The sequence below is a fragment of the Synechococcus sp. CS-205 genome (genome assembly GCF_025128255.1).
GTDB lineage: Bacteria > Cyanobacteriota > Cyanobacteriia > PCC-6307 > Cyanobiaceae > Regnicoccus_A.
In genome coordinates, this window is the sequence record NZ_JAHLZB010000014.1 from 1 (window position 1) to 22586 (window position 22586).

Sequence of the window (22586 nt, forward strand, 5' to 3'; positions counted from 1 at the left end):
GCTGCGGCCATCGCCGCAGCCCGACCGCTGGGATCCTGCCCCTTGTAGAGGGCTCCACCGGGGTCCTGGTAGTCGTAGAAGATGCCGCCCACACCCCGGGTTTCACCGCGGTGCTTCAGGAAGAAGTATTCGTCGCACCAGGGCTTGAACACCGGATACAGCGTGGGATCGACACTGTCACAGGCCCCCTTCAAGGTGTGGTGAAAGTGACGGGCATCCGCCAGAAAGGGGTAGTAGGGCGTGAGATCGGCGCCGCCGCCGAACCACCACACCGGCCCCGCCTCGAAATAGCGGTAGTTGAGGTGCACCGTGGGCACATAGGGGCTGCGGGGATGGAGCACCATCGAGGTGCCGGTGGCGAACCAGCGCTGGCCGGCGGCTTCCGGCCGCTGGCTGAGGATTGATGGAGGGAGCTGGTCACCCTCCACCTCGGAGAAATTCACGCCGCCCTGCTCGAAGACCCGCCCGGCCTTCATCACCCGCGAGCGACCTCCGCCCCCCTCCGGCCGCTCCCAGCTCTCCTCCTGGAACACCCCCTCGCCATCGAGGGCCTGCAGGCCCGTGCAGATGCTGTCCTGCAGGCCCATCAGCAGGGCGCGGGCACGGGCACGGGAATCGGCCGGGGGGCGCTGCAGGGGCTCTGGCACTGCCCGGCCCTGCTCCCCACCGGCCACACCCGTCTGTCCCTGCTCCACCACTGACGATCACGCCCCGCCGGACGTCCGAAACCTCTCCACCATTCCAGCCAGCCGAACCGGCGCACAAGCCTTCGAGAGCCTCTGTCATGGGGGCGGCCCCTAGGATCGCCCCTGATGCCGGCACCCACGGATGGCCACCGCTGAACAGGCCCTTGCCGCCCTTGAGCCCCTCTGCGATGCGGGCACGGGGCGGAGTCTGCTCGAAATGGGCTGGATCCAGCAGGTGCGTCCCCAGGGAAGCCGTGTGGTCTTCAGCCTGGCCCTGCCGGGCTATGCCACCAGCCAGCGGGAGCGCATCGCCGCCGAAGCCCGCGCGGCGCTGATGGCGCTCGAGAGCATCGAGGAAGTGCAGATCGAGCTGGCCCAGCCCAGCGGGGGCGGACGGCCTGAGGGGTCACCGATCGGTGGCGCGGGCCACGGCCCCGGTGGCGGCGGCAACCTGCCCGAGCGCCAGGGCATCCCCGGCGTGGGCCGGATCATCGCCGTGAGCAGCGGCAAGGGAGGCGTGGGCAAAAGCACCGTGGCTGTGAACCTGGCCTGCGCCCTGGCCCAGAGCGGTCTTCGGGTGGGTCTGCTCGACGCCGACATCTACGGCCCGAACGCCCCGACCATGCTCGGGGTGGCCGACCGCACCCCGGAGGTGCGCGGCAGCGGCAGCGGCAACGAGCAGGTGCTGGTGCCGATCGAGACCTGTGGCATCGGCATGGTGTCGATGGGCCTGCTGATCCAGGAGAACCAACCGGTGGTGTGGCGAGGCCCGATGCTCAACGGCATCATCCGTCAGTTCCTCTACCAGGCCGACTGGGGGGAGCGTGACGTGCTGGTGGTGGACCTGCCACCCGGCACCGGCGATGCCCAGCTCACGCTCGCCCAGGCGGTGCCGATGGCCGGCGTGGTGATCGTGACCACCCCCCAGCGGGTCTCCCTGCAGGACGCCCGCCGCGGCCTGGCGATGTTCATGCAGATGGGTGTTCCCGTCCTGGGCGTTGTCGAGAACATGAGCACCTTCATCCCCCCCGACCGGCCCGAGGCCAGTTACGCCATCTTCGGCAGTGGCGGTGGGGCCACCCTGGCCGCTGAAGCCGACGTTCCCCTGCTGGCCGAGCTGCCCCTCGAGATGGCCGTTGTGGATGGGGGTGACCAGGGCAGGCCCGTGGTGATCGCTCGACCCGAGTCGGCCACCGCCCGCGCCTTCCAGTCCCTGGCCCAGCGGATCACCAGCCTCAGCCTGGCCGCCGCCTGATCACGATGGCCTGGCTGGGCACCCGGCGCAGCATGTTCTCGACGGCGCGGCCGTCCCGGCGGCGGCCCCTCGAAGGGGTGGATCTGGTGCTGTGGGGCATTCCCCTGGCCATGGTGGCGGTGGCCGGCCTCCTGATCGCCAGCACCCAGCGCCAGGCCCCCTATGCCGTCTGGTACCAGCACTGGATCACCGCGGCGGTGGGCCTGGGCCTCGCCCTCGTGCTGGCCCGGATCCCGCTGGAGCGTTACCAGCCGTTCCGCTGGCTGATCTATGGGGTCATGGTGGCGAGCCTTGTGGCGGTGCGGGTGGTGGGGGTGAGCGCCCTCGGTGCCCAGAGCTGGATCAACATCGCCGGCTTCAACGTGCAGCCCTCGGAGTTCGCCAAGGTGGCCGCGATCCTGCTGCTGGCTGGGGTGCTCTCCCGCCATCCTGTGGAGCGTCCGGTGGACCTGATCCGCCCCGTGGCAATGATCAGCGTGCCCTGGCTGCTGGTGTTCGTCCAGCCCGACCTGGGCACCTCCCTGGTGTTCGGCGCCTTGCTGCTGGTGATGATGTTCTGGTCGGGGATGCCCGGGGCCTGGCTGCTGCTCCTGCTCTCGCCACTGTTCACAGCGATCCTCGCCGGCACCATTCCCTGGGCGCTGGTGGCCTGGATCCCCGCCATGGGCCTGCTGGCCTGGCGCAGCCTCCCCTGGAAGGCCCAGGCGGCTTCCTTCACCGTTCTGATTCAGGGGGTGTTCGCCCTGGGCACCCCCTGGCTTTGGTCCCACGGCCTCAAGGAGCACCAGCGAGCGCGCCTGACCATGTTTCTCGATCCTTCCCAGGATCCCCTCGGAGGTGGCTACCACCTGCTACAGAGCACGGTGGGCATCGGCTCGGGGGGGCTCTGGGGCACCGGCCTGATGCAGGGCCATCTCACCCTGCTGCGCTTCATCCCGGAGCAGCACACCGATTTCATCTTCAGTGCCCTGGGGGAGGAAACCGGTTTCATCGGCTCGATGTTGGTGGTGGTGGGCTTCGTGGTGCTGATGTGGCGCCTCCTCCAGATCGCCGGGGGGGCACGCAACGATTACGAATCCCTGGTGGTTGTGGGCATCGGGGCGATGCTGATGTTCCAGGTGGTGGTGAACATCAACATGACCATCGGCCTGGGCCCAATCACCGGCATTCCCCTGCCCTGGCTGAGTTACGGGCGCTCGGCGATGCTCGTCAACTTCATCTCCCTGGGGCTGTGCGCCTCGGTGTCCCGCCACGGCCGAGCGCCTTATCGGCGATGGTGAGCCTGCCCGTCCTGCAGGCCAGGCTGTCGCAGGGAGTCCCGCCGGGCCGCAGCGATGACGACACGGTGCGGCGCCAGTGGTGGGCCGCGCTGGCCACCCTGCAGGACGATTTCCTGCTTCCGTTGCAACCGCTGCGGGGCGTCTGGCTGGCCTCACCGCTGCCGGCCCTCTACGAGCCCGCGCTGCTGGAGCAGTTGCAGGGCTGGGTGTGGGCTCCTGCACAGATCGGCACTGGCCTGGGCCCATCAGGTCCCTTGCTGCCCGGAGCGGAATCCGCAGCGAAACCAGGCTCCCCCGGCGGCGCCAACCCCTACGAACGCCTGGCCCTGGAGCCAGAAGACGGCACCGACCCCCTGCTTGTACTGATCACACCCCAGCTGCAGCTGGCCATGGCCCTCGAAGGCAGCCCACAGCAGCGGCGGCTGGTGCTTCGCTTCGATCCCACCACCCTCTCGGAAACCCTGGCTCTGGTGGATGAGCGCCTGAGGGCCACGGCCCCCCAGTCGGCCCTGCGCTTGCGCAAGGCCCTCCAGGAGCTCGGCCCCCTGCGCAGCGAGGAGAGCACAGCACTGCGCTTCTGGCCGAGGCTGGCTGAGCGGCTGGCGGCGATGGCCCCGAGCCTGACCCTGCAGCCCCTGGTGCAGGGTCAGGAAGACGACCGGGCGGAGAGCAACGGGGAACTGGCCCTGCTGGAGGCCCTCACCCACGAGGTGCGCACGCCCCTGGCCACGATCCGCACCCTGATCCGCTCGGTGCTGCGGCGCACCGACCTGCCGCCTGTGGTGCGCCAACGGCTGGAGCAGATCGACGGGGAATGCAGCGAACAGATCGACCGTTTCGGCCTGATCTTCCATGCCGCCGAGCTGCAGCGGCGGCCACAGCCCCACCAGACCCTGGCCCGCACCGACCTGGCCGAGCTGTTGCAAGGGTTCGAAGAGCTCTGGCAACGGCAGCTGAGGCGCCGCGGACTGAAACTGGAGCTGGCGATCAGCGGTCAGCTGCCACCGGTACTGAGCGACCCGAACCGGCTCGAGACGATGCTTGGGGGGCTGGTGGATCGCTTCATCCGCAGTCTGCCCTCGGGCAGCACGGTGCTGATCCGCCTGCAACCCGCAGGCTCGCGCCTGAAGCTGCAGCTGCGCTGTACCGAACCGCCCGGGAGCGCAACGACCTTGGCCAGCACACCCGAAGAAGACACGGCCGACGACGTTGGTCCGGTGCTGCGCTGGAATCCCCTCACGGGCAGCCTGCAACTGAGCCGCCAGGCCACCCAGCGTCTCTTCCACAGCCTGGGAGGACGTTTCACGGAACGGGCCGGCCAGGGTCTGACCGTGTTCTTTCCCGTGGCGGGGGGTGAAACCGTCCACGACACAGACGTTTGTTGACGGGTGTGAAGAGAGCGGGGCAGCAGCCAGGGGGGCCAAGATTGCAGTGCTAGCTTCCAGCCGACATGGTCCGCCGACTCCCCGACGGGTCCGCCGACTCAACACCCCCAACAGCCATGACAGCAACGGCGCTGAGCGGTCAACTTCCCAAGTCCATCGGCAGCACGGGCGGTCTGCTCAACTCCGCCGAAACCGAGGAGAAGTACGCCATCACCTGGACCAGCGCCAAGGGCCAGGTGTTTGAGCTTCCCACCGGTGGAGCTGCAGAGATGAACGAAGGCGAGAACATCATGTACTTCTCCCGCAAGGAGCAGTGCCTGGCCCTCGGTACCCAGCTGCGTACCAAGTTCAAGCCACGCATCGAGGATTTCAAGATCTACCGCATCTTCCCCGGCGGTGATACCGAATACCTGCACCCCAAAGATGGTGTCTTCCCCGAGAAAGTGAACGAAGGTCGTCCGATCGTGGGTCACAACCCCCGCAGCATCGGAGAGAACCCCGATCCCTCCACCCTCAAGTTCTCCGGCCGCAACACCTTCGATTCCTGAGTTCCGGGCCTGGGTGCACTTCTTGATCCTTCCTGGAATCTCCTTGGGGGATCGGCACTCTGGCCTGATTCCTCCAACCCTTAGAAAGGCGGGGCCGGGTGCCCCGTTTTTTTTGTCTGCCCGTTGCCGTGATGCCCTTCCCCGATCGCAACGCATTCCTTGCCCAGGCGGCGGACGGCAACGACAGCACCTTCATCCCTCTCTGGAAGCGCTGGCCTGCTGATCTGGAAACCCCGCTCACCACCTGGCTGAAGGTGGGGGCCGCCAGCAGCCATGGCGTCCTGCTGGAGTCGGTGGAAGGGGGCGAGCGGCTGGGGCGCTGGAGCGTCGTGGTGTCCGATCCGGTCTGGACTTTCACCGCCCGCGGAAACAGCGGACAGCAGTGCTGGCGTGATGGCCGCCAGACGCAGTTTCAAGGGAATCCCTTCGAGCTGCTGGCTGGCTGCCTGGCCTCGATCCATCCCACGGTCATCCCCGGGTTGCCACCCCTGGGGCAACTGTTCGGTTTCTGGGGCTACGAGCTGATCCGCTGGATCGAGCCGAGCGTGCCCGTCCATCCCAGTGATCCCCAGGGCCCTCCCGACGGCTGCTGGATGCTGGCCGACAGCCTGCTGGTGTTCGACCAGGTGAAGCGACAGATCACGGCCGTGGCCTATGCCGACCTCAGCACTGGGGCCGATCCCCTGGCGGCCTACGCCGAGGCCGCCGCCAGGATTCAGTCACTTGAGGAGCGCATGCACGGCCCCCTGCCGGCTGGCGTCACACCCCTTCAGTGGGAGGCTGAGCCCGAGCAGGACCTGGACACCCGCAGCAACCGCACCCAGGCCGATTTCGAGGCGGCGGTGGTGGCCGCCCGTGAGCACATCGCCGCGGGTGACGTGTTCCAACTGGTGCTCAGCCAACGGCTGGAGACGCGCATCCATCGGGATCCGTTCGAGCTGTACCGCAGCCTGCGGATGGTGAACCCATCGCCCTACATGGCTTTCTTCAACTTCGGCGGCTGGTATCTGATCGGCTCGAGCCCGGAGGTGATGGTGAAGGCCGAACCGGTGACCGGCGGCATCCAGGCTTCACTGCGCCCGATCGCCGGCACTCGCCCCCGCGGAGCCGACGAGGCCGAGGACCTGGCTCTGGAGCAGGAGCTGCTGGCCGACCCCAAGGAGCGCGCCGAGCACGTGATGCTGGTGGACCTGGGTCGCAACGACCTGGGCCGGGTCTGCAGGCCGGGCAGTGTCCGGGTCACCGAGCTGATGGTTGTCGAGCGCTACTCCCACGTGATGCACATCGTCAGTCAGGTGGAGGGCCTGCTCGATCCCGACCAGGACGTCTGGGATCTGCTCAAGGCCGCCTTCCCCGCCGGAACAGTCAGCGGCGCGCCCAAGATCCGGGCCATGCAGCTCATCCACGCCCACGAACCGGATGCCCGCGGCCCCTATTCCGGGGTCTACGGAGCGGTGGATCTGGCCGGCGCCCTCAACACCGCCATCACGATCCGCACCATGGTGGTGCTCCCCGACGGCGCCGGTGGCTGGCGTGTGCAGGTGCAGGCCGGCGCAGGACTGGTGGCCGACTCCCAGCCGGCCGCCGAGTACCAGGAAACCCTGAACAAGGCCCGCGGCCTGCTCAAGGCTCTGGCCTGCCTGCAGGGAAGCGGCTCATGAACGATCGTCTCCTGCTCAAGGGCTTCGAGGTGGAACTGTTCACCGGCAGGGCCGATGGCACGGTGGTGGGCGTGGCGGAGCAAGCCGCCACCGATCTGGAGGGCTTCGTCACCGAACCCGACCACCGCAACCTCGAGTACATCACCTCGCCGGATGCCGACTACGGCCACCAGCTGGAGCTGCTGCTGGAGCCCCGCAGACGCCTGCGCCGCTGGCTGAACGAGCGGAGCCTGACGCTGCTCCCAGGCAGCACCCTCAGCCGCGGGGACAGCCGGCGCTTCGAGCGCTCCGATCCCAGCAACCCCTACCACGGCTACATCGAGGCCACCTACGGCACCCGGGTGGTGACCGCCAGTGTGCACATCAACCTGGGGCTCACCGAGATGGACGGCCTGTTCGCCGGCTGTCGGCTGTTGCGCTGCGAGGGGGCCCTGCTGCTGGCCCTCAGTGCCAGCTCACCCTTCCTCGATGGGGTCGCCACCGGTGCCCACTCCCAGCGCTGGCTGCAGTTTCCGCTCACGCCGGCCAGGGTGCCGCTGTTTCTCGATCATCAGCACTACATCCAGTGGATGGAGGCCCAGCTGGCCGCCGGGTCCATGCGCAACGTGCGTCATCTCTGGACCTCCGTGCGGCCCAATGGGGAGAATCGACCCCACGACCTCAACCGGCTGGAGATCCGGATCTGTGATCTGATCAGCCAACCGCGCCAGCTCCTGGCCGTCACCGTGTTCGCGGAGCTGCGCCTGCTCCAGATGCTGGAGGATCCGGCGGCCCACGATCCTCTGTTGGCCAGCTCACTGGAGCCGGATCGGCTGGCCGAGCTTGCCGACCGCAACGACCGTGCCGCCGCCCGCCTGAGCCTGAAGGCCACGCTCAGCGACTGGCGCTCGGGGGAAGAGATCGAGGCCGCCACCTGGATTCAACGGGAGCTCGATGGGATGGCGCCGCTTGCCGCCGAGCTCGGCCTGAGCCCCTGGCTTGAGCCGCTCCAGCTGATCCTGGGACAGGGCAATGAAGCGATGCGCTGGCTGGAGAGGCACGCCCAAGGCGTGCCTCTGGCTGAGATCCTCTCGGATGAAGCCAAGGCCATGCAGCTGGCGGAAGCGGAACCAGCACCACGCAACACAGCGACTTCTCACCCTTTGGGATGATCATGGAGCCTTCCTCGCCTGCGTCGGCCCCCATGCGGCAGCCCCTGTCCGCCCCATCAGCCGTTCTCGCCCAGGCTTCCCAGGCCGTGCCAACGGCTCCGTCTCCCCGTGTCACCAGGCTGCTGGGAGAGCGGCTGGAGCTGGTCGAAGACCTGTGGCGAACAGTGCTGCGCAGCGAATGTCCGCCCGATCAGTCCGAGAGGTTGCTGCGCCTCAAGCGGCTGAGTGACCCGACGGAGGCCGCCGATGGAACTCTGGATACCACCGCGGCCATCGTCCAGCTGATCAGGGAGATGGACCTCTCGGAGGCGATCGCGGCCGCCCGCGCCTTCTCCCTGTACTTCCAGCTGGTGAACATCCTCGAGCAGCACATCGAGGAAGACAGCTACCTCGCCAGCCTGCAGGAGACCTCCCCTCCCACCAGCCCCGATCCCTTCGCGCCCCCGCTCGCCAGTCAGACCGATCCCGCCACCTTCCGGGAGCTGTTCACGCGGCTGCGGGGACTGAACGTTCCTCCGGCCCAGATCGAGAACCTGCTGCGGGAACTCGACATCCGCCTGGTGTTCACGGCACACCCCACGGAGATCGTGCGCCACACCGTGCGACACAAACAGCGGCGTGTGGCCGCCCTGATCCATCGCCTGCAGCAGGACAGTCCCACCGAACTGCAGGACGAACGCAGCCTCAGGCTGCAGCTGGAGGAGGAGATCCGGCTCTGGTGGCGCACCGACGAGCTGCACCAGTTCAAACCCTCGGTGCTCGACGAGGTGGACTACGCGCTCCACTACTTCCAGCAGGTGCTCTTCGATGCGATGCCGCTGTTACGCCAGCGCATCATCAATGCCCTCAGCGGCAGTTACCCGGACGTGGTGGCACCGCGCGATGCCTTCTGCACCTTTGGCTCCTGGGTGGGCTCCGACCGCGATGGCAACCCTTCCGTCACCCCCGACATCACCTGGCGTACCGCCTGCTATCAGCGCCAGCTGATGATCGAGCGCTACATCACGGCGGTGCAGGGCCTGCGCGACCAGCTGAGCATCTCCATGCAGTGGTCCCAGGTGAGCGCCCCCCTGCTCGAGTCTCTGGAGATGGACCGCCTGCGGTTCCCCGAGATCTACGAGGAGCGGGCGGCCCGCTACCGGCTCGAGCCCTACCGCCTCAAGCTCAGCTACATCGTGGAGCGGTTGCGCCTGACCCATCAGCGCAACCAGCAGCTGGCCGAAGCCGGCTGGGAATCCCCCTGCGACAACGCCGGGCCGGCTGTGCTGATCACAGGCACCGGGCCGATGGCCGCCGCCCCGCCCGAACTGCACTACGGCTCGGTGAACGAGCTGCGCCAGGACCTGGAACTGCTGCGCGACAGCCTCGAGACCACAGGCCTGAGCTGTGCACCCCTGCAGACCCTGCTCAGCCAGGTCCACATCTTCGCCTTCTGCCTGGCCAGTCTCGACATCCGCCAGGAGAGCACCCGCCACAGCGATGCTCTCGACGAACTGACCCGCTACCTGCAACTGCCCGTCCCCTACGGGGACATGGACGAGGAACAGCGGGTGCAGTGGCTGCTCCAGGAACTGCAGACCCGGCGGCCGCTGCTGCCCCCAGCCGCCCGCTGGAGCCCCGCGACCGACGAAACCTTCGCCGTGTTCCGCATGCTGCAGCGGCTGCAGGAGGAATTCGGCCCGCGCATCTGCCGCAGCTACATCATCTCGATGGCGCACACGGTCTCCGATCTGCTCGAAGTGATGCTGCTGGCCAAGGAGGCCGGCCTGGTGGACCCCAAGGCCGTGCAGACCCAGCTGCTGGTGGTGCCCCTGTTCGAGACGGTGGAGGATCTGCAGCGCGCCCCAGCGGTGATGCAACGCCTGTTCAGCGAACCCTTCTACCGAACCCTGCTGGCCAGCAGCTCCGAATCCGACAAGCCCCTTCAGGAGGTGATGCTCGGCTATTCCGACAGCAACAAGGACTCGGGGTTCCTCTCCAGCAACTGGGAAATTCACAAGGCCCAGATCGCCCTGCAGCGGCTGGCCTCCGAGCACGATGTGGCCCTGTGTATTTTCCACGGCCGTGGTGGCTCGGTGGGACGGGGGGGCGGACCGGCCTACCAGGCGATCCTGGCCCAGCCCAGTGGCACCCTCAACGGCCGCATCAAGATCACCGAGCAGGGTGAAGTGCTGGCCTCCAAGTACTCCCTGCCTGAACTGGCGCTCTACAACCTCGAAACGGTGACCACAGCCGTGCTGCAGAACAGCCTGGTGAGCACCAGCGTCGATGACACCCCCACCTGGAACGAGTTGATGGGCCGCCTGGCGGCCCGCTCCAGGGTTCACTACCGCCGGCTGGTGCATGAAAACCCCGACCTGGTGGCGTTCTTCCAGCAGGTCACGCCGATCGAGGAGATCAGCAAGCTGCAGATCTCCAGCCGCCCCGCCCGCCGCAAGAGTGGCGCCAAGGACCTCTCCAGCCTGCGGGCGATCCCCTGGGTGTTCGGCTGGACCCAGAGCCGTTTCCTTCTGCCCAGCTGGTTCGGCGTTGGGGCGGCCCTGGAGGAGGAACTGACCGAGGACCCCGGACAGCTGGAGTTGCTGCGGCTGCTGTACCAGCGCTGGCCCTTCTTCCGGATGCTGATCTCGAAGGTGGAGATGACCCTCTCCAAGGTGGATCTCGACCTGGCCCACCACTACGTGCAGGCCCTGGGGCGCCCCAGCCACCGCGAGGCCTTCGAGGGGATCTTCGAAGTGATCGCTGCCGAATTCGTGCTCACCCGGGATCTGGTGCTGATGATCTCGGGCCACACCCGCCTGCTCGATGGGGATCCGGCCCTGCAGCTCTCCGTCGAGCTGCGGAACCAGACGATCGTGCCCCTGGGGTATCTGCAGGTGGCCCTGCTGCGGCGTCTGCGCGATCAGAACCGACAGCCCCCCATGAGCGAAGCCAGCAGCGGGGAAGGCCAGGATGGACGCACCTACAGCCGCAGCGAACTGCTGCGCGGAGCTCTGCTCACCATCAACGGCATCGCCGCGGGCATGCGCAACACCGGTTGAGCCGCGCTTGATTCCCTTCCGCAGCCAACCGCCCGCCCCACGCCTTCCCGAGGGCTACCGAACGGAGGTCGAGGCCCCTGAGCCCGGGGAGTTGAACCTGTTGCTGGTGGACTGCGGCGAGGCGCCACGGGATGAAACCCGCCTGGCTCTGGTGCTGGAACGCAGCGCCTGGCAGCTGTGCGTGCGCAATCCTCAGGGACGGTTGGTGGGTTTCGTGAGGGCCACCAGCGATCAGGCCCTCAACGCCAATCTCTGGGATCTCTCGGCCTGCCCTCTGGATCCCCAGCAGTCGACGGTGCTGGCGGTGCTGGTTCACGGCGCCCTGAGCCGCCTGCGCCGTGAGCTCAGCGGTTGCAGCATTTCGGTGGCAGCCCCGCCTGAGGCGCTCTCAGCACTTCAGCAGCACGGGTTCTTGGTGGATCCCGGCGGAATCCGCGCCATGGGACTGGTGCTGGAGAAGGGCCGTGAGCAGCAGCTGGGGGAGTCGAGTGAAGCGAGCATGGAGGGACTCGAACCCCCGACATTCAGAACCGGAATCTGACGCTCTATCCAACTGAGCTACATGCCCGAGCGGGGAGGTCATCCCTGTCCCGGTGGTCGTAGCTTACCCGCACGTCGCTCCTGACCCATTCGGCTGCACCGCCTGGAGCTGCTCGATTTTCGCAACTACGCCCAGCTCTCGATCGAGCTCGCTGCCCCGCGTCTGCTGGTGGTCGGTGCCAACGGAGAAGGCAAGTCGAATCTGCTTGAAGCGGTGGAGCTGCTCGGCAGCCTGCGCTCCCACCGCAGCGGTCACGACCGCGACATGGTCCGTCACGGCCAGAGCCGGGCGCTGGTGCGCGGCTGGTGCGGCGACGGCCAAGGCCATGGACCCGGTGCTCCGGGATCTTCGCTCGATCAGCTGGAGCTGGAACTGCGGCGTCAGGGAGGGCGTCAGGCCCGCCGCAACGGCAAGGCTCTCGACCGTCAGCTCGATCTGGTGGGCCCCCTGCGGTGCGTGGGCTTCAGTGCCCTGGATCTGGAGCTGGTGCGGGGGGAGCCCTCCCAGCGCCGTCAGTGGCTCGACAGGGTGGTGCTGCAGCTGGAGCCGGTGTACGCAGAGCTGCTGGCTCGCTACGGCCGACTTCTGCGCCAGCGCAGCCAGTTGCTGCGCCGGGGCGTGAGTCAGGGGGAGCAGCAGCTGCAGTCACTTCTTGATGCCTTCGATCAGCAGATGGCCCTGATCGGCACGCGGCTGCATCGGCGTCGCCGCCGCGCCCTGGTTCGCCTGCAACCGCTGGCCGCAGCCTGGCAGGAGCGGCTCAGTGGTGGTCGCGAGCGGCTGGAGTTGCGCTACCAGGCGGGCAGTCGCCTGGAGGGGGAGGAAGCGGAGGCCCCCTGGCGGGAGGCGCTGCTGGAACAACTGAGAAGGCAGCGCCCGCAGGAACGGCGGCTGGGGGCCTGCCAGGTGGGTCCCCACCGCGATGAGGTGGCGATGCTGCTGGGGGAGGAGCCGGCTCGCCGGTTCGGATCCGCCGGTCAGCAGCGCACCCTGGTGCTGGCCCTGAAGCTGGCTGAACTGGAGCTGGTGCAACAGCTCTGGGGTGAGCCACCACTGCTTCTGCTCGACGATGTGCTCGCGGAGCTGGACCCGAGGCGGCAGGAGCTGCTGCTGGAGATGGTGGGAACAGGCCACCAGTGCCTGGTGAGCGCCACCCATCTGGCTTCGTTCAGCGACACCTGGCAGGGGGGCGACTCCCAGGTGGTGCGGATCAGCCGGGGGAAGCTGGTGGATTCCCCGACCAATCGGTAAGAAATCTGAAGGGATGCGTAAGATGGCATCCTCTTTGGCTGCATTCGATGACCCAGAGCCTGCCCTGCCTCCACCCCAACCCGGGATGGAGTGGAGCCCAAAGCCCCCAGAGCCTTCAAGCCCAACCCCCCACGACCAGCGACATGGTGGGGAAACACTGCATCCTCGAGCTTTACGACTGCGATTCAGGGAAGCTCGACGACGAAGCTTTTCTCAGGGACGCCATCACGACTGCAGCGAAACGTGCCGGCGCCACCCTGCTCAATCTGATCACCCACCGCTTCGAACCGCAGGGGGTCACGGGCCTGGCACTGTTGGCCGAGTCCCATATCTCGATTCACACCTGGCCCGAATCGGGGTATGCGGCGGTGGATGTCTTCACCTGCGGCGACCACACCATGCCTGAGCGGGCCTGCCAGGTGCTGGGGGAAGAGCTGGAGGCATCCAGCTGCAACCTCAAGAGCTTCCGCCGGGAAACTCCCGAGGCGATCAGCGACCAGACCCGGGAACCGTTGGATCTGGCCGCCTGAAACCATCTGAGGTCAGCGGATCGGGGGCCGATGGCTGCAGACCGTGCTCGCGGTTGAGCTTGCCGCTGATCAGCCCTTCGAGATCAAGGCTCACGGCCACAAAACCGAAGGCCCTGAAGGCTTCCACCAGCTCCTGACGTGGCAGCCAGCTGAACAGGTCATCGAGCTGGGCAGCTGGAATTTCCAGACGGGCTGTCGCTCCCTGGCAGCGCACCCGCAACTGCTCCAGTCCGCGCCGGCGCAGCCAGTCTTCGGCCGCGGCCACCCGCTGCAGCCTCGAAGCCGTGACCGGCTCGCCATAGGGAAAGCGCGAAGCCAGGCAGGGCTGGGCCGGCTTGTCCCACCAGGGGAACCCCAGCGCCCGGGAGATCTGACGGACGGCGGCCTTGTCGATGCCCTGTTCGGCCAGAGGCGAAACCACCCCCCGCTCGCGGGCGGCCCGGATGCCCGGACGGTGATCGCCGAGGTCGTCGAGGTTCACCCCATCCAGCACCTGAATCCCACCGGCTGAGAGGGAGGCCAGCAGCCCATGCAATTCCCGCTTGCAGGCATAACAGCGGTCGATCGGATTGCTGCTGTAGGCGGGATCCTCCAGTTCACGGGTGGCCACTTCACGGTGCCGGATGCCCATCCAGGCCGCCTGGGAGCGGGCCTCGCGCAGCAGATGGGGGGCCAGGGCCGGCGAGACACCCGTAACGGCTTCGGCATCAGCCCCCAGCTGCTCGGCGGAGATGGCCGCCACCAGGGCACTGTCGACGCCACCTGAGTAGGCCACCAGTGTGGAGCCCAGCGCCTTGATGCTCTGGCGCAGGCCGCCGAGAGCCTGCTCCAGAGGCGGCGGCAGACATTCCACCAACGGGTGCAGGGCCGGGGAGCTCATCGCCTGGGGCAGAGGTCGTTAAGATCCAACCGTAGAAGGCCAGCCCATGGCACCGACCTCCAGCGCGGCCTCCGGTGCACCGTCCCGCGCCATCGGCATCCGCACAGCCGCCGGCGGTCATGAGCGCAGCCATGGCCAGTTGCACGTCTACGACGGTGACGGCAAGGGCAAGAGTCAGGCGGCCCTGGGGGTGGTGCTGCGCACCATCGGCCTGGGAATCTGCGAACGCAGGCGCACCCGGGTGCTGCTGCTGCGCTTCCTCAAGGGCCCCGGTCGCGCCTACGACGAGGACGCGGCGATCGAGGCGCTGCAGCAGGGATTTCCCCACCTGATCGATCAGGTACGCACGGGCCGTGGCGACCACTTCGGCGCTGAGGAGGCCACCCGCTTCGATCGCCAGGAGGCGCAGCGCGGCTGGGACATCGCGCGCGGTGCCATCGCCAGCGCGCTCTATTCCGTGGTGGTGCTCGATGAACTGAGTCCGGTGCTCGACCTGGGGCTCCTGGAGGTGGAGGAGGTGGTGCGCACCCTGGCGGCCAAACCGGCCGGCATGGAGGTGATCGTGACCGGCCGGGGTGCGCCGCGATCGCTGGTGCAACTGGCCGACCTGCACTCGGAGATGCGGGCCCACCGACGTGAGGGCAGCGACAGCGCCGGCATTGCCGGCATCGAGATCTACACCGGTGAGGGCAAGGGGAAATCCACCAGTGCCCTGGGCAAGGCTCTGCAGGCGATCGGTCGCGGCATCAGCCAGGACAAGAGCCATCGGGTCCTGATCCTGCAATGGCTCAAAGGGGGCAGCGGCTATACCGAAGACGCGGCAATCGCAGCACTGCGTGAAAGCTACCCCCACCTGGTGGATCATCTCCGGTCCGGCCGTGACGCCATCGTCTGGAGGGGTCAACAGCAGCCGATTGACTATGTGGAAGCTGAGCGAGCCTGGGAAATCGCCCGGGCCGCCATTTCCAGCGGACTCTACAAAACAGTCATCCTCGATGAGCTCAATCCCACCGTTGACCTGGAACTGCTGCCCGTCGAACCGATCATGCAGACGCTGCTTCGCAAACCCTCTGAAACAGAGGTGATCATCACGGGGCGCTGCAAGAATCCCCCCGCTTATTTCGATCTGGCCAGTGTGCACTCCGAGATGGTGTGTCACAAGCACTACGCCGAGCGTGGGGTCGACCTCAAGCGAGGGGTGGATTACTGAGCGAAGCGGACAACTGAGACCACCACCCCATGGGCGCCCGCTGGCATCAGCTGAACCGATCCGGGTCAGTAGATCGGCACGGCAGGATCCACCTCCTGGCTCCAGGCCTGGATGCCGCCACTCACGTTGACCCCTTCGATGCCGTGGCGCCCCAGGGCCAGCAGAGCCTTGGCGCTGCGGCCACCCAGCTTGCAGTGCACGTAGAGCCGCTTGCCCTCGGCCATCCGGCGCACGTCATCGATCGCCTCGCCACTCTCGATCCGATCGAGGGGCATCAGCACCGAGCCGGGGATCACCGCGATGTCGGCTTCGGGGGGGTTGCGCACATCGAGCAGCAGGATGTCCTCCAGCTGGCCATCGATCACTGTCTTGAGCTCAGCCACGGTGATGCTTGGCACGCTGGCCGCTTCCTCCTGTCCGGGAGCCGTGCCGCCCACACCGCAGAACTGCTGGTAATCGATCAGCCTGTCGATCACCGGCCGCTCGGTATTGGGGCGCAGCTTCAGCTCACGGAATTTCATGGCGAGGGCATCAAACAGGAGCAGGCGGCCGCTGAGGGTGGTGCCGATGCCGGTGATGATCTTGACGGCCTCGGTGGCCTGAATCACGCCGATGATGCCAGGCAGCACTCCCACCACACCGCCCTCGGCGCAGGAGGGGACCATGCCCGGCGGCGGCGGTTCGGGGAAGAGATCGCGGTAATTGGGGCTTTCGGCATCCAGGTTGAACACGGTGGCCTGGCCCTCGAAGCGGAAGATCGAGCCATACACGTTGGGCTTGCCCAGCAGCACGCAGGCGTCGTTGACCAGGTAGCGGGTGGGGAAGTTGTCGGTGCCGTCGCAGACCAGGTCGTAGGGCTCGATGATCGCCAGGGCGTTCTCGCTGGTGAGGGCCGTTTCGTAGAGGTCCACCTGGCAGTGGGGATTGATCTCATGGATCCGCGCCTTGGCCGACTCGATCTTTGGCTTGCCCACCCAGCTGGTGCCGTGGATCACCTGACGCTGGAGATTGGAGTGGTCCACCACGTCGAAGTCGACGATGCCGATCCGGCCCACGCCGGCGGCCGCCAGATAGAGCAGAAGCGGGGAGCCGAGGCCGCCGGTGCCCACGCACAGCACTGAGGCCGCCTTGAGGCGCTTCTGTCCATCCATCCCCACTTCCGGCAGGATCAGATGACGGGAGAAGCGCGCCACCTCATCGGGACTGAGCTGAACACCGCTGATGTCGGGGGGAAGCATGGGCGAGAAGGCCAAGGGCCGCAGAAGGGACCGCGCGTGGCAGCCCTCTCCCTACTCTCCCAAATCCTCGCCCCCCCGTGATGGCCGGACATCCGGCGTGACCAGATCCAGTTCCCGGGCAGTCGGCAGGGCCCGAGGGGCTGCCTGCGGCTCCTCCAGCCACCAGGCCCTCAGCTCGCCCGAGGCGCCGAGAATCAGCATCAGGGCCGGGGGGAAGGCCCAGGCGCGGTCGGTGGTCGAAGGAATCGCTTCCGAACCCGGATGGCTGTGGGCCGTGCCGAGCACCTGCCAACGCCGAAGTCGACCCCACTTCTGCGCCAGAAGTTGCTCTCGGGGGTCGATGGCGAAACGCTCATGGCGCTGCTCAGGGCGCGACCAGACGTTCAGGCAAGGCCAGATGGCATGAATCCGTGATGCAGCGTCAGCCGGCGCCGGCGCCCTTGCACGGTTGGGCTCGCCGAGCAGCAGCGCACATCCCTCCTGGGGCGCCGCGGCAGTCAGCACCGCCCGCAGAACGGTCAGCTGATGCGAATCAACCAGAAGCCGCGCTGGCCAGCCGCTGTCCATGCCGATACCTTGAGCCCTTGACTCTCACACCATCGCCCCCCCCTTTGATGAGCGACGCAACCACCGAACAGGAGCCGACGACCACCGAGGGCGGCACCACATGGGCGGAGAGCGAAGCTGGCGCCAATTTCAGTGAGCGCTACGGCGAGATCCTCTCCAAGGTCAACCAGACTCTGGATCAGGTGGACTGGTCCCAGGTCAGCCGGATCGGCAAGGGTGTCGGCATCCTGCTGGTGGTGATCGTGGCCCAGGTGTTGATCAAGGGCGTGCTCGACACCATCAACCTGCTGCCAGTGGTGCCGGGTCTGCTGGAGCTGCTGGGCCTGGTGGTGGTCGGCCAGTGGAGCTGGAAGAACCTCAGCACCAGCGAAAAGCGCTCCGCAGTGGTCTCCCGTCTGCAGTCCGTGCGTCAGGAGTACCTCGGCTGAAGCCTCAGGCTCAGCCCACCAGCTCGGTGATCAGGGACTTGGCCTGACCCCAGTAGCCACCACCGAACAGATTGGCGTGGTTGAGCAGGTGATAGAGGTCGTAGAGCTTCTGCCGAAGGCGGTGACCATCGGGCCTGGGCCATTCTCGCTCGTAGCCGCTGAAGAAAGCAGCCGGGAAGCCGCCGAAGAGATGGGCCATCGCCAGATCCACTTCCCGGTCACCCCTGTAGACGGCTGGATCGAACAGAGCCACCCCAGCTGAGCCCGGGGAGTCTGAGCTGGAGGACAAGCCGGCGGCATTGCCTCCCCAGAGATCTCCGTGCACCAGGCAGGGAACGGCTCCATGGCCGTTCAACCACTGCGGAGTGCACTCCATCAGCCGCTGACTGCCAGGCAGCGACCGGCCCGATCGCTCCGCGAGCGTCAGCTGGGGGCCCAGTCGCTGTTGGGCGAAGAACAGACCCCAATCGGGGTTCCAGCGGTTGGCCTGAAGCGCGCTGCCGATGTAGTTGTCGCGCGGCCAACCGAAACCGGCGCCCCCCTCGGAGGCCGTGCGGCGATGCAGCCGCGCCAGCCCCGCCCCTGCAGCAGCCCAGGCCTGCTCAGATCCGCCTGCGCGCAGATCCAGCCACTCCATCACCAGCAGGGCCTGGGAACCAGCCAGGGCGCAGTGCAGGGGCCTGGGCACTACCAGCTCCGGGCCTGCGACCGCGGCCAGCGCCATCAACCCCTCCTGCTCCGCCTCCAGCACGGGCAGGAGATCGGCCTGGTTCGTTTTGGCGAACAGGCGGCCGCCATCGGCGAGCTCCAGGGCCCAGGCCCTGTGGCTGCAGCCACCTCCCACAGGGCGGCACCGTTCCACGTCCTGGCCAAGGGTCTCCTCCAGCCAACGCACCCAGGATTCACGCATCGCGGGCCATGCCGGGCCTGCCAGCATGCCGGCTGCCCCTATCGCCCATCGCTTGGCCGTCAGCCCTTCTCCCCTGGATTCCTCCATCAAGGCCGTGCAGGTGCTGGATGTGGCGGTGATCGGCGGCGGCATCGCCGGGCTGACCGCCGCCGCCCTGCTGGCCCGGGAAGGGCTCTCGGTGCAGCTGCTGGAGGCCCACAGCCAGAGCGGGGGCTGCGCCGGCACCTTTCGCCGAGGCCCCTATGTCTTCGATGTGGGAGCCACTCAGGTGGCGGGGCTGGAACCCGGCGGCATCCATGAACGTCTGTTCCGCCATCTGGGGGTCGAACCGCCGCTGGCCAACCCGCTCGATCCAGGCTGTGTGGTGGATCTGGGCGACGGCCAGCCTTCCATCAGGCTCTGGAGGGATCCCGAACGCTGGCGCCGGGAGAGGCAGCGCCAGTTCCCCGGCAGCGAACCTTTCTGGACCCTGTGCGCCGCCCTGCATGACGCCAACTGGTCGTTTGCCCGGCGCGATCCGGTGCTGCCTCCCCGAAGCCTCTGGGATCTGAGGCAGTTGCTGGGGGCACTGAGGCCCGCCAATCTCGCCAGTTCGGCGCTCGCCTTCGCCAGCGTGGCCGACCTGCTGCGCCTGAGCGGCTGCGCGGGGGATCGTCGCCTGCGGCGCTTCCTCGATCTGCAGCTCCGCCTCTATTCCCAGGAACCGGCGGCGGGCACAGCCGCCCTCTACGGCGCCAGTGTGCTGACCATGGCTCAGGCCCCCCTGGGCCTGTGGCACCTCCAGGGTTCGATGCAGGCCCTGAGCACAAGCCTTGAAACCGCCCTGCGCGCCCATGGCGGCCACCTGCGCCTTGGCCATCGGGCGTTGAGTCTGCAGCGGGCGGAAACGGAGGGTGGCTCTGGCTCCGAGGCGGACCCCAGCCCGAAGCTCTGGAGCGTGGGTGGACAGGGGCCAGGTCGGCGCCCCTTCAGCGTCTCCTGCCGGGATGTGGTGGTGGCCCTGCCTCCCCAGAGCCTGGCCGATCTGCTGGGAGAGGCCATGCCTGACACCTACCGCCGCCGGATCAACGGTTTCCCAGACCCCAGCGGGGCCCTGGTGTTCTATGGGGCCGTCGAACGGGCTCTGCTGCCAGCGGAGTGTCCGGCCCACCTGCAGATCGACTGGGATGATCCCGGTTCGCTCTTCCTGTCGGTGAGCCGGGAAGGTGACGGGCGGGCGCCGGCAGGGCAGGCCACAGTGATCGCCAGCGTGTTCACGCCCGCTCGCCCCTGGCTGGCCCTGGAGGGAGAGGCCTACAACCTGGCCAAAGGGAAGGCCATGGGCCTGATCCAGGCTGGTCTGGAGCGGAACCTGGGGGTGAGCGCGACAGCCTGGCGCCACGCGGAATTGGCGACACCCCGGGGATTTGCCCATTGGACCGGGCGGCCCTTCGGCTTCGTGGGGGGGCTTGGCCAGCATCCCTCCCGCTTCGGGCCGTTCGGCCTGGCCAGCCGCACCCCCCTGCCGGGGCTCTGGCTCTGCGGCGACAGCATCCACCCCGGGGAAGGCACCGCAGGTGTGAGTCTCTCGGCGTTGATGGCCTGCAGGCAACTGCTGCAGGGACGGGGCAGGAACCTGCGCGTCCCCTGAAGCCCTGGCCCTGGCTCCCGGGCCAGGGGCTCAGAGAAACTCAGGCCTGAGATCGCGGCAGCCCTCCAGTTCCCGGAGCAGCCCGACCCAGTCGTCCCGCAGAAGCAGTTCTTCAAGGCCGTCGAGGGCCAGCCGGTACTGCCCCAGGGCTTCTGCCAAGGCCTTGCGGTTGCTGCGCGCCATCAGAGCGCCCAGCTCCGGGTTGCCGCCGCCCACCCGGGTGGTGTCGGCGAAGCCGCTGGAGGCCAGGGCACGCACCAGTTGCGGCAGCCCTTCAGCAGGCGGCACCTCAGCCCCCCGCTCCGCCGACCGCAGCAGGGCCGCGCCCACGAACACAGGCAGGTGGGAGATCAGGGCTACGGCCCGGTCGTGGGAATGGGCGTCGCATTCCAGCCAGTGGCCCCCGAGGGCGCCCGCAAGGGCCCGCATCTGCCCGAGCGCTTCACGGTCGGTGTGGGTCGTGGGGGTGGCCACCCAGGGGCGGCCGCGGAACAGGTTGGGCAGGCCGGCCTCGACCCCGGCCTCGGCGGTGCCAGCCATCGGATGGGTGGCCACGAAGCGGGGAACCAACGGCTCCCAGGCCGCCAGCACCGGGGCCTTCACCGAGGCCAGATCCGCGATCACCGCCCCCGGCGGCAGAGCCGCCAGCAGGTCCCGGGAGGGCTCAAGCAACTGGTCGAGCGGCAAGGCCAACAGCACCAGCGCGCAGTCTGTGAGCACCGCTGGATCGGTGCTCACCTGGCGGGCCAGGCCCCGCTTCCGGGCCCGCTCCGCCGTGGCCTGGCGATGAACCAGCCCGCGCACATCAAGGCCCAGAGCCATCAGGTCCAGCCCGATCGAGCCGCCGATCAGCCCCAGACCCACCACCCCCACCGGTCGCTCACGCCAGAGGGTTGTCATCACTGGTACGGGCCCACTCGCCCCACCTTCCTACGATTCCGCGATGTTGGAAGCCCGCGCCCACCAGCAGCTCAAACAGCTCCTGCATCAGGAGGGGGGCATCCGCTGGCCTCACCATCTGACCATGAGCCGGCTGGTGGCGCGCAGTCTGCGGCGCAGCGATCACACCCTCGTGCGCCTGGCCCCGGGCAGTGACCCCGACTGGCTGGTGGGGCTGCTGGTGCCCCTGGCCCTGAGCGAGGCTCCTCTCGCCCTGGTGGCGAGTGATCCGCTGCGGCGCCGCCTCCAACAGGTGGAGATGCCAAGGCTGAGGGCCGTGGGCCTGCACCTGCCCTGCTGGGAAGGGCCCACCGCTGCACCAGCGGAATCCCTTCTCTGGCTGCTCAGCCACGCTGAACTGGAACGGGCCTGGCGCAAGAATGAGCTGGGGGAGCGGCAGCTGGTCGTGCCGGAGGCCGAACGGCTGCACCATCAGCTGCGCCAGTCCCTGGATCGCTCCCTCGACAACAGCGACTGGGAGCGGCTGCGCCGGGTTCTTCCCAGTGCCGAACCCAGCCTGCTGACCCTGCATGAACGCATGAGCCGGCGGATCTTCGCCCATCCGCCCACACCCTCGGGTCTGGTGCCGATCAGCCCCGAAGAGGAAGCCCCCCTCCGGCATCTGCTGGCGTTGCTCGGGCCGCTGCCGGAACCCTGGGAACTCTGGCGGGCCGCCGCCGGACCCGGCTGGACCAGCTGGGCCAGCGTGGACCGGGACCTGTTGCAGTGGCGGTTGCACCGCCAGCCCCTGGAGCCCCTGGAGGCCATGGATGGTCTGCTGCACAACCGCGGCGCCGTGCTGGTGGGCCAGTTCGGGCGCAGCGACAGCCTGGCGGGCATCACTCCGCAGGTGAGCGTGAACCTGGCGGATCCGCCCCTCTGCGACCCTTTGCCGCTCTATGCGCCCCTGGGGCAACCCTTCCCCAACAGCCCCCACTTCGGCACCCATCTGCTCGATCACTGCAGACGGCTCGTGCTCGGCCAGAGCGGACTGACGATCGTGCTGGTGGACGAGCTTCCCCAGCGGCTCAGCCTCGCCAGCGCCCTGGCGGCGGAATTCGGCCGCAGGGTGGGCCACGAGACCACGGCCCCCGAGAGCAATGGAGTGATCTGTTGCGGCTGGGTGTGGTGGCTGGAGCACCAGGGGCGCCTGCCACTGCCCCGTCAGGTGATCGTCGGACCTCTGCCGATCGCCAGTCTCGAAGATCCCCTCACGGAGGCCAGGGTCACCCGGCTGCGCCAGGCCGGCCACGACTGGTTCAGAGAGCTGCTGCTGCCGGAGGCCATGACCCGTCTGCAGCTGGCACTGGCGGGGCTGCGCCGGGGCGGCGGGCGGCTGGCGGTGCTGGACGGACGCCTGCGCAGCCGCAGCTGGGGGCAGCAGGTGCTCAGCGCTCTTGAACCATGGGTGGCCCTGCAGCGTCTGCTGCCACCGTGAGGACAACAGGGCTGAAG

The 22586-nt window shown here is 67.9% G+C and carries 19 protein-coding genes and 1 tRNA gene; 13 read left to right on the top strand and 7 right to left on the bottom strand.

What is annotated here, in order from left to right; genetic code table 11:
* Positions 1-587, bottom strand: a 587-nt coding sequence (locus tag KQ297_RS02850; RefSeq protein WP_259738203.1) for a coproporphyrinogen III oxidase, incomplete at its 3' end; no start/stop codon positions are given.
* 241 nt (positions 588-828) lie between these two features.
* On the opposite strand from KQ297_RS02850, the gene KQ297_RS02855 reads away from it, so the two are divergent.
* From KQ297_RS02855 to ppc, 7 genes are all read left to right on the top strand, one after another.
* Positions 829-1941 (top strand): Mrp/NBP35 family ATP-binding protein, encoded by a 1113-nt coding sequence (locus KQ297_RS02855; RefSeq protein WP_259738103.1) that lies wholly within the window; start codon positions 829-831, stop codon positions 1939-1941.
* Positions 1942-1946: 5 nt separating this feature from the next.
* Positions 1947-3221 carry a rod shape-determining protein RodA gene (gene rodA / locus KQ297_RS02860; protein WP_259738104.1) on the top strand — a complete coding sequence of 425 codons (1275 nt, stop codon included), beginning with the start codon at positions 1947-1949 and terminating at the stop codon, positions 3219-3221.
* On the top strand, positions 3215-4606 hold the full coding sequence (locus tag KQ297_RS02865; RefSeq protein WP_259738105.1) for a HAMP domain-containing sensor histidine kinase: 1392 nt from the start codon (positions 3215-3217) through the stop codon (positions 4604-4606). The genes rodA and KQ297_RS02865 overlap by 7 nt, the downstream gene beginning before the upstream one ends.
* Before the next feature lie 116 nt (positions 4607-4722).
* The gene (locus KQ297_RS02870) at positions 4723-5154 is read left to right on the top strand and encodes a photosystem I reaction center subunit II PsaD (protein ID WP_185464158.1); all 432 of its coding nucleotides are present in this window, start codon (positions 4723-4725) and stop codon (positions 5152-5154) included.
* 131 nt (positions 5155-5285) lie between these two features.
* Positions 5286-6815 carry an anthranilate synthase component I family protein gene (locus KQ297_RS02875; protein WP_259738204.1) on the top strand — a complete coding sequence of 510 codons (1530 nt, stop codon included), beginning with the start codon at positions 5286-5288 and terminating at the stop codon, positions 6813-6815.
* Complete coding sequence (gene gshA, locus KQ297_RS02880; RefSeq protein WP_259738106.1) at positions 6812-7966, top strand: glutamate--cysteine ligase; 1155 nt, start codon at positions 6812-6814, stop codon at positions 7964-7966. The genes KQ297_RS02875 and gshA overlap by 4 nt, the downstream gene beginning before the upstream one ends.
* Entirely contained in the window at positions 7963-11007 is a 3045-nt protein-coding gene (gene ppc, locus KQ297_RS02885; protein WP_399251074.1) for a phosphoenolpyruvate carboxylase, read from the top strand. Before gshA ends, ppc begins: the two co-directional genes overlap by 4 nt.
* Positions 11008-11501: 494 nt before the next feature.
* On the opposite strand, the gene KQ297_RS02895 is transcribed toward ppc, so the two are convergent.
* Positions 11502-11575: transfer RNA gene (locus KQ297_RS02895), tRNA-Arg, on the bottom strand.
* An 81-nt stretch (positions 11576-11656) separates the two neighbouring features.
* On the opposite strand from KQ297_RS02895, the gene recF reads away from it, so the two are divergent.
* Both recF and speD read left to right on the top strand, forming a co-directional pair.
* The gene (gene recF / locus KQ297_RS02900; protein WP_399251114.1) at positions 11657-12799 is read left to right on the top strand and encodes a DNA replication/repair protein RecF; all 1143 of its coding nucleotides are present in this window, start codon (positions 11657-11659) and stop codon (positions 12797-12799) included.
* A gap of 47 nt (positions 12800-12846) precedes the next feature.
* Positions 12847-13329, top strand: coding sequence for an adenosylmethionine decarboxylase (gene speD, locus KQ297_RS02905; RefSeq protein ID WP_259738108.1), 483 nt, complete (start codon positions 12847-12849; stop codon positions 13327-13329).
* On the opposite strand, the gene larE is transcribed toward speD, so the two are convergent.
* On the bottom strand, positions 13289-14209 hold the full coding sequence (gene larE / locus KQ297_RS02910; RefSeq protein WP_259738109.1) for an ATP-dependent sacrificial sulfur transferase LarE: 921 nt from the start codon (positions 14207-14209) through the stop codon (positions 13289-13291). The genes speD and larE overlap by 41 nt on opposite strands.
* A 46-nt stretch (positions 14210-14255) precedes the next feature.
* Here larE and KQ297_RS02915 point away from each other — a divergent pair, with 46 nt between their 5' ends.
* Positions 14256-15419 (top strand): cob(I)yrinic acid a,c-diamide adenosyltransferase, encoded by a 1164-nt coding sequence (locus tag KQ297_RS02915; protein WP_259738110.1) that lies wholly within the window; start codon positions 14256-14258, stop codon positions 15417-15419.
* Between the two features lie 65 nt (positions 15420-15484).
* Here the strand turns inward: KQ297_RS02915 and moeB are convergent, their stop codons facing one another.
* Both moeB and KQ297_RS02925 read right to left on the bottom strand, forming a co-directional pair.
* Positions 15485-16657, bottom strand: a complete 1173-nt coding sequence (gene moeB / locus KQ297_RS02920; protein ID WP_259738206.1) for a molybdopterin-synthase adenylyltransferase MoeB — start codon at positions 16655-16657, stop codon at positions 15485-15487.
* Between the two features lie 51 nt (positions 16658-16708).
* Positions 16709-17224 carry a M67 family metallopeptidase gene (locus KQ297_RS02925; RefSeq protein WP_259738111.1) on the bottom strand — a complete coding sequence of 172 codons (516 nt, stop codon included), beginning with the start codon at positions 17222-17224 and terminating at the stop codon, positions 16709-16711.
* Between the two features lie 47 nt (positions 17225-17271).
* Between KQ297_RS02925 and KQ297_RS02930 the strand changes: the two genes are divergently transcribed.
* Entirely contained in the window at positions 17272-17652 is a 381-nt protein-coding gene (locus tag KQ297_RS02930; protein WP_185464167.1) for a CAAD domain-containing protein, read from the top strand.
* 10 nt (positions 17653-17662) lie between these two features.
* On the opposite strand, the gene KQ297_RS02935 is transcribed toward KQ297_RS02930, so the two are convergent.
* Complete coding sequence (locus KQ297_RS02935; RefSeq protein WP_259738112.1) at positions 17663-18562, bottom strand: fructosamine kinase family protein; 900 nt, start codon at positions 18560-18562, stop codon at positions 17663-17665.
* Positions 18563-18587: 25 nt separating this feature from the next.
* On the opposite strand from KQ297_RS02935, the gene crtD reads away from it, so the two are divergent.
* Complete coding sequence (crtD, locus tag KQ297_RS02940) at positions 18588-20192, top strand: C-3',4' desaturase CrtD (RefSeq protein ID WP_259738113.1); 1605 nt, start codon at positions 18588-18590, stop codon at positions 20190-20192.
* Positions 20193-20222: 30 nt separating this feature from the next.
* Here crtD and KQ297_RS02945 read toward each other — a convergent pair whose 3' ends face one another.
* A complete protein-coding gene (locus KQ297_RS02945; protein ID WP_259738114.1) occupies positions 20223-21092 on the bottom strand; it encodes a prephenate/arogenate dehydrogenase in 870 nt (289 codons plus the stop codon).
* Positions 21093-21135: 43 nt separating this feature from the next.
* Here KQ297_RS02945 and KQ297_RS02950 point away from each other — a divergent pair, with 43 nt between their 5' ends.
* Positions 21136-22569, top strand: a complete 1434-nt coding sequence (locus tag KQ297_RS02950) for a helicase (protein WP_259738115.1) — start codon at positions 21136-21138, stop codon at positions 22567-22569.
* The last annotated feature ends 17 nt before the right edge of the window (positions 22570-22586 follow it).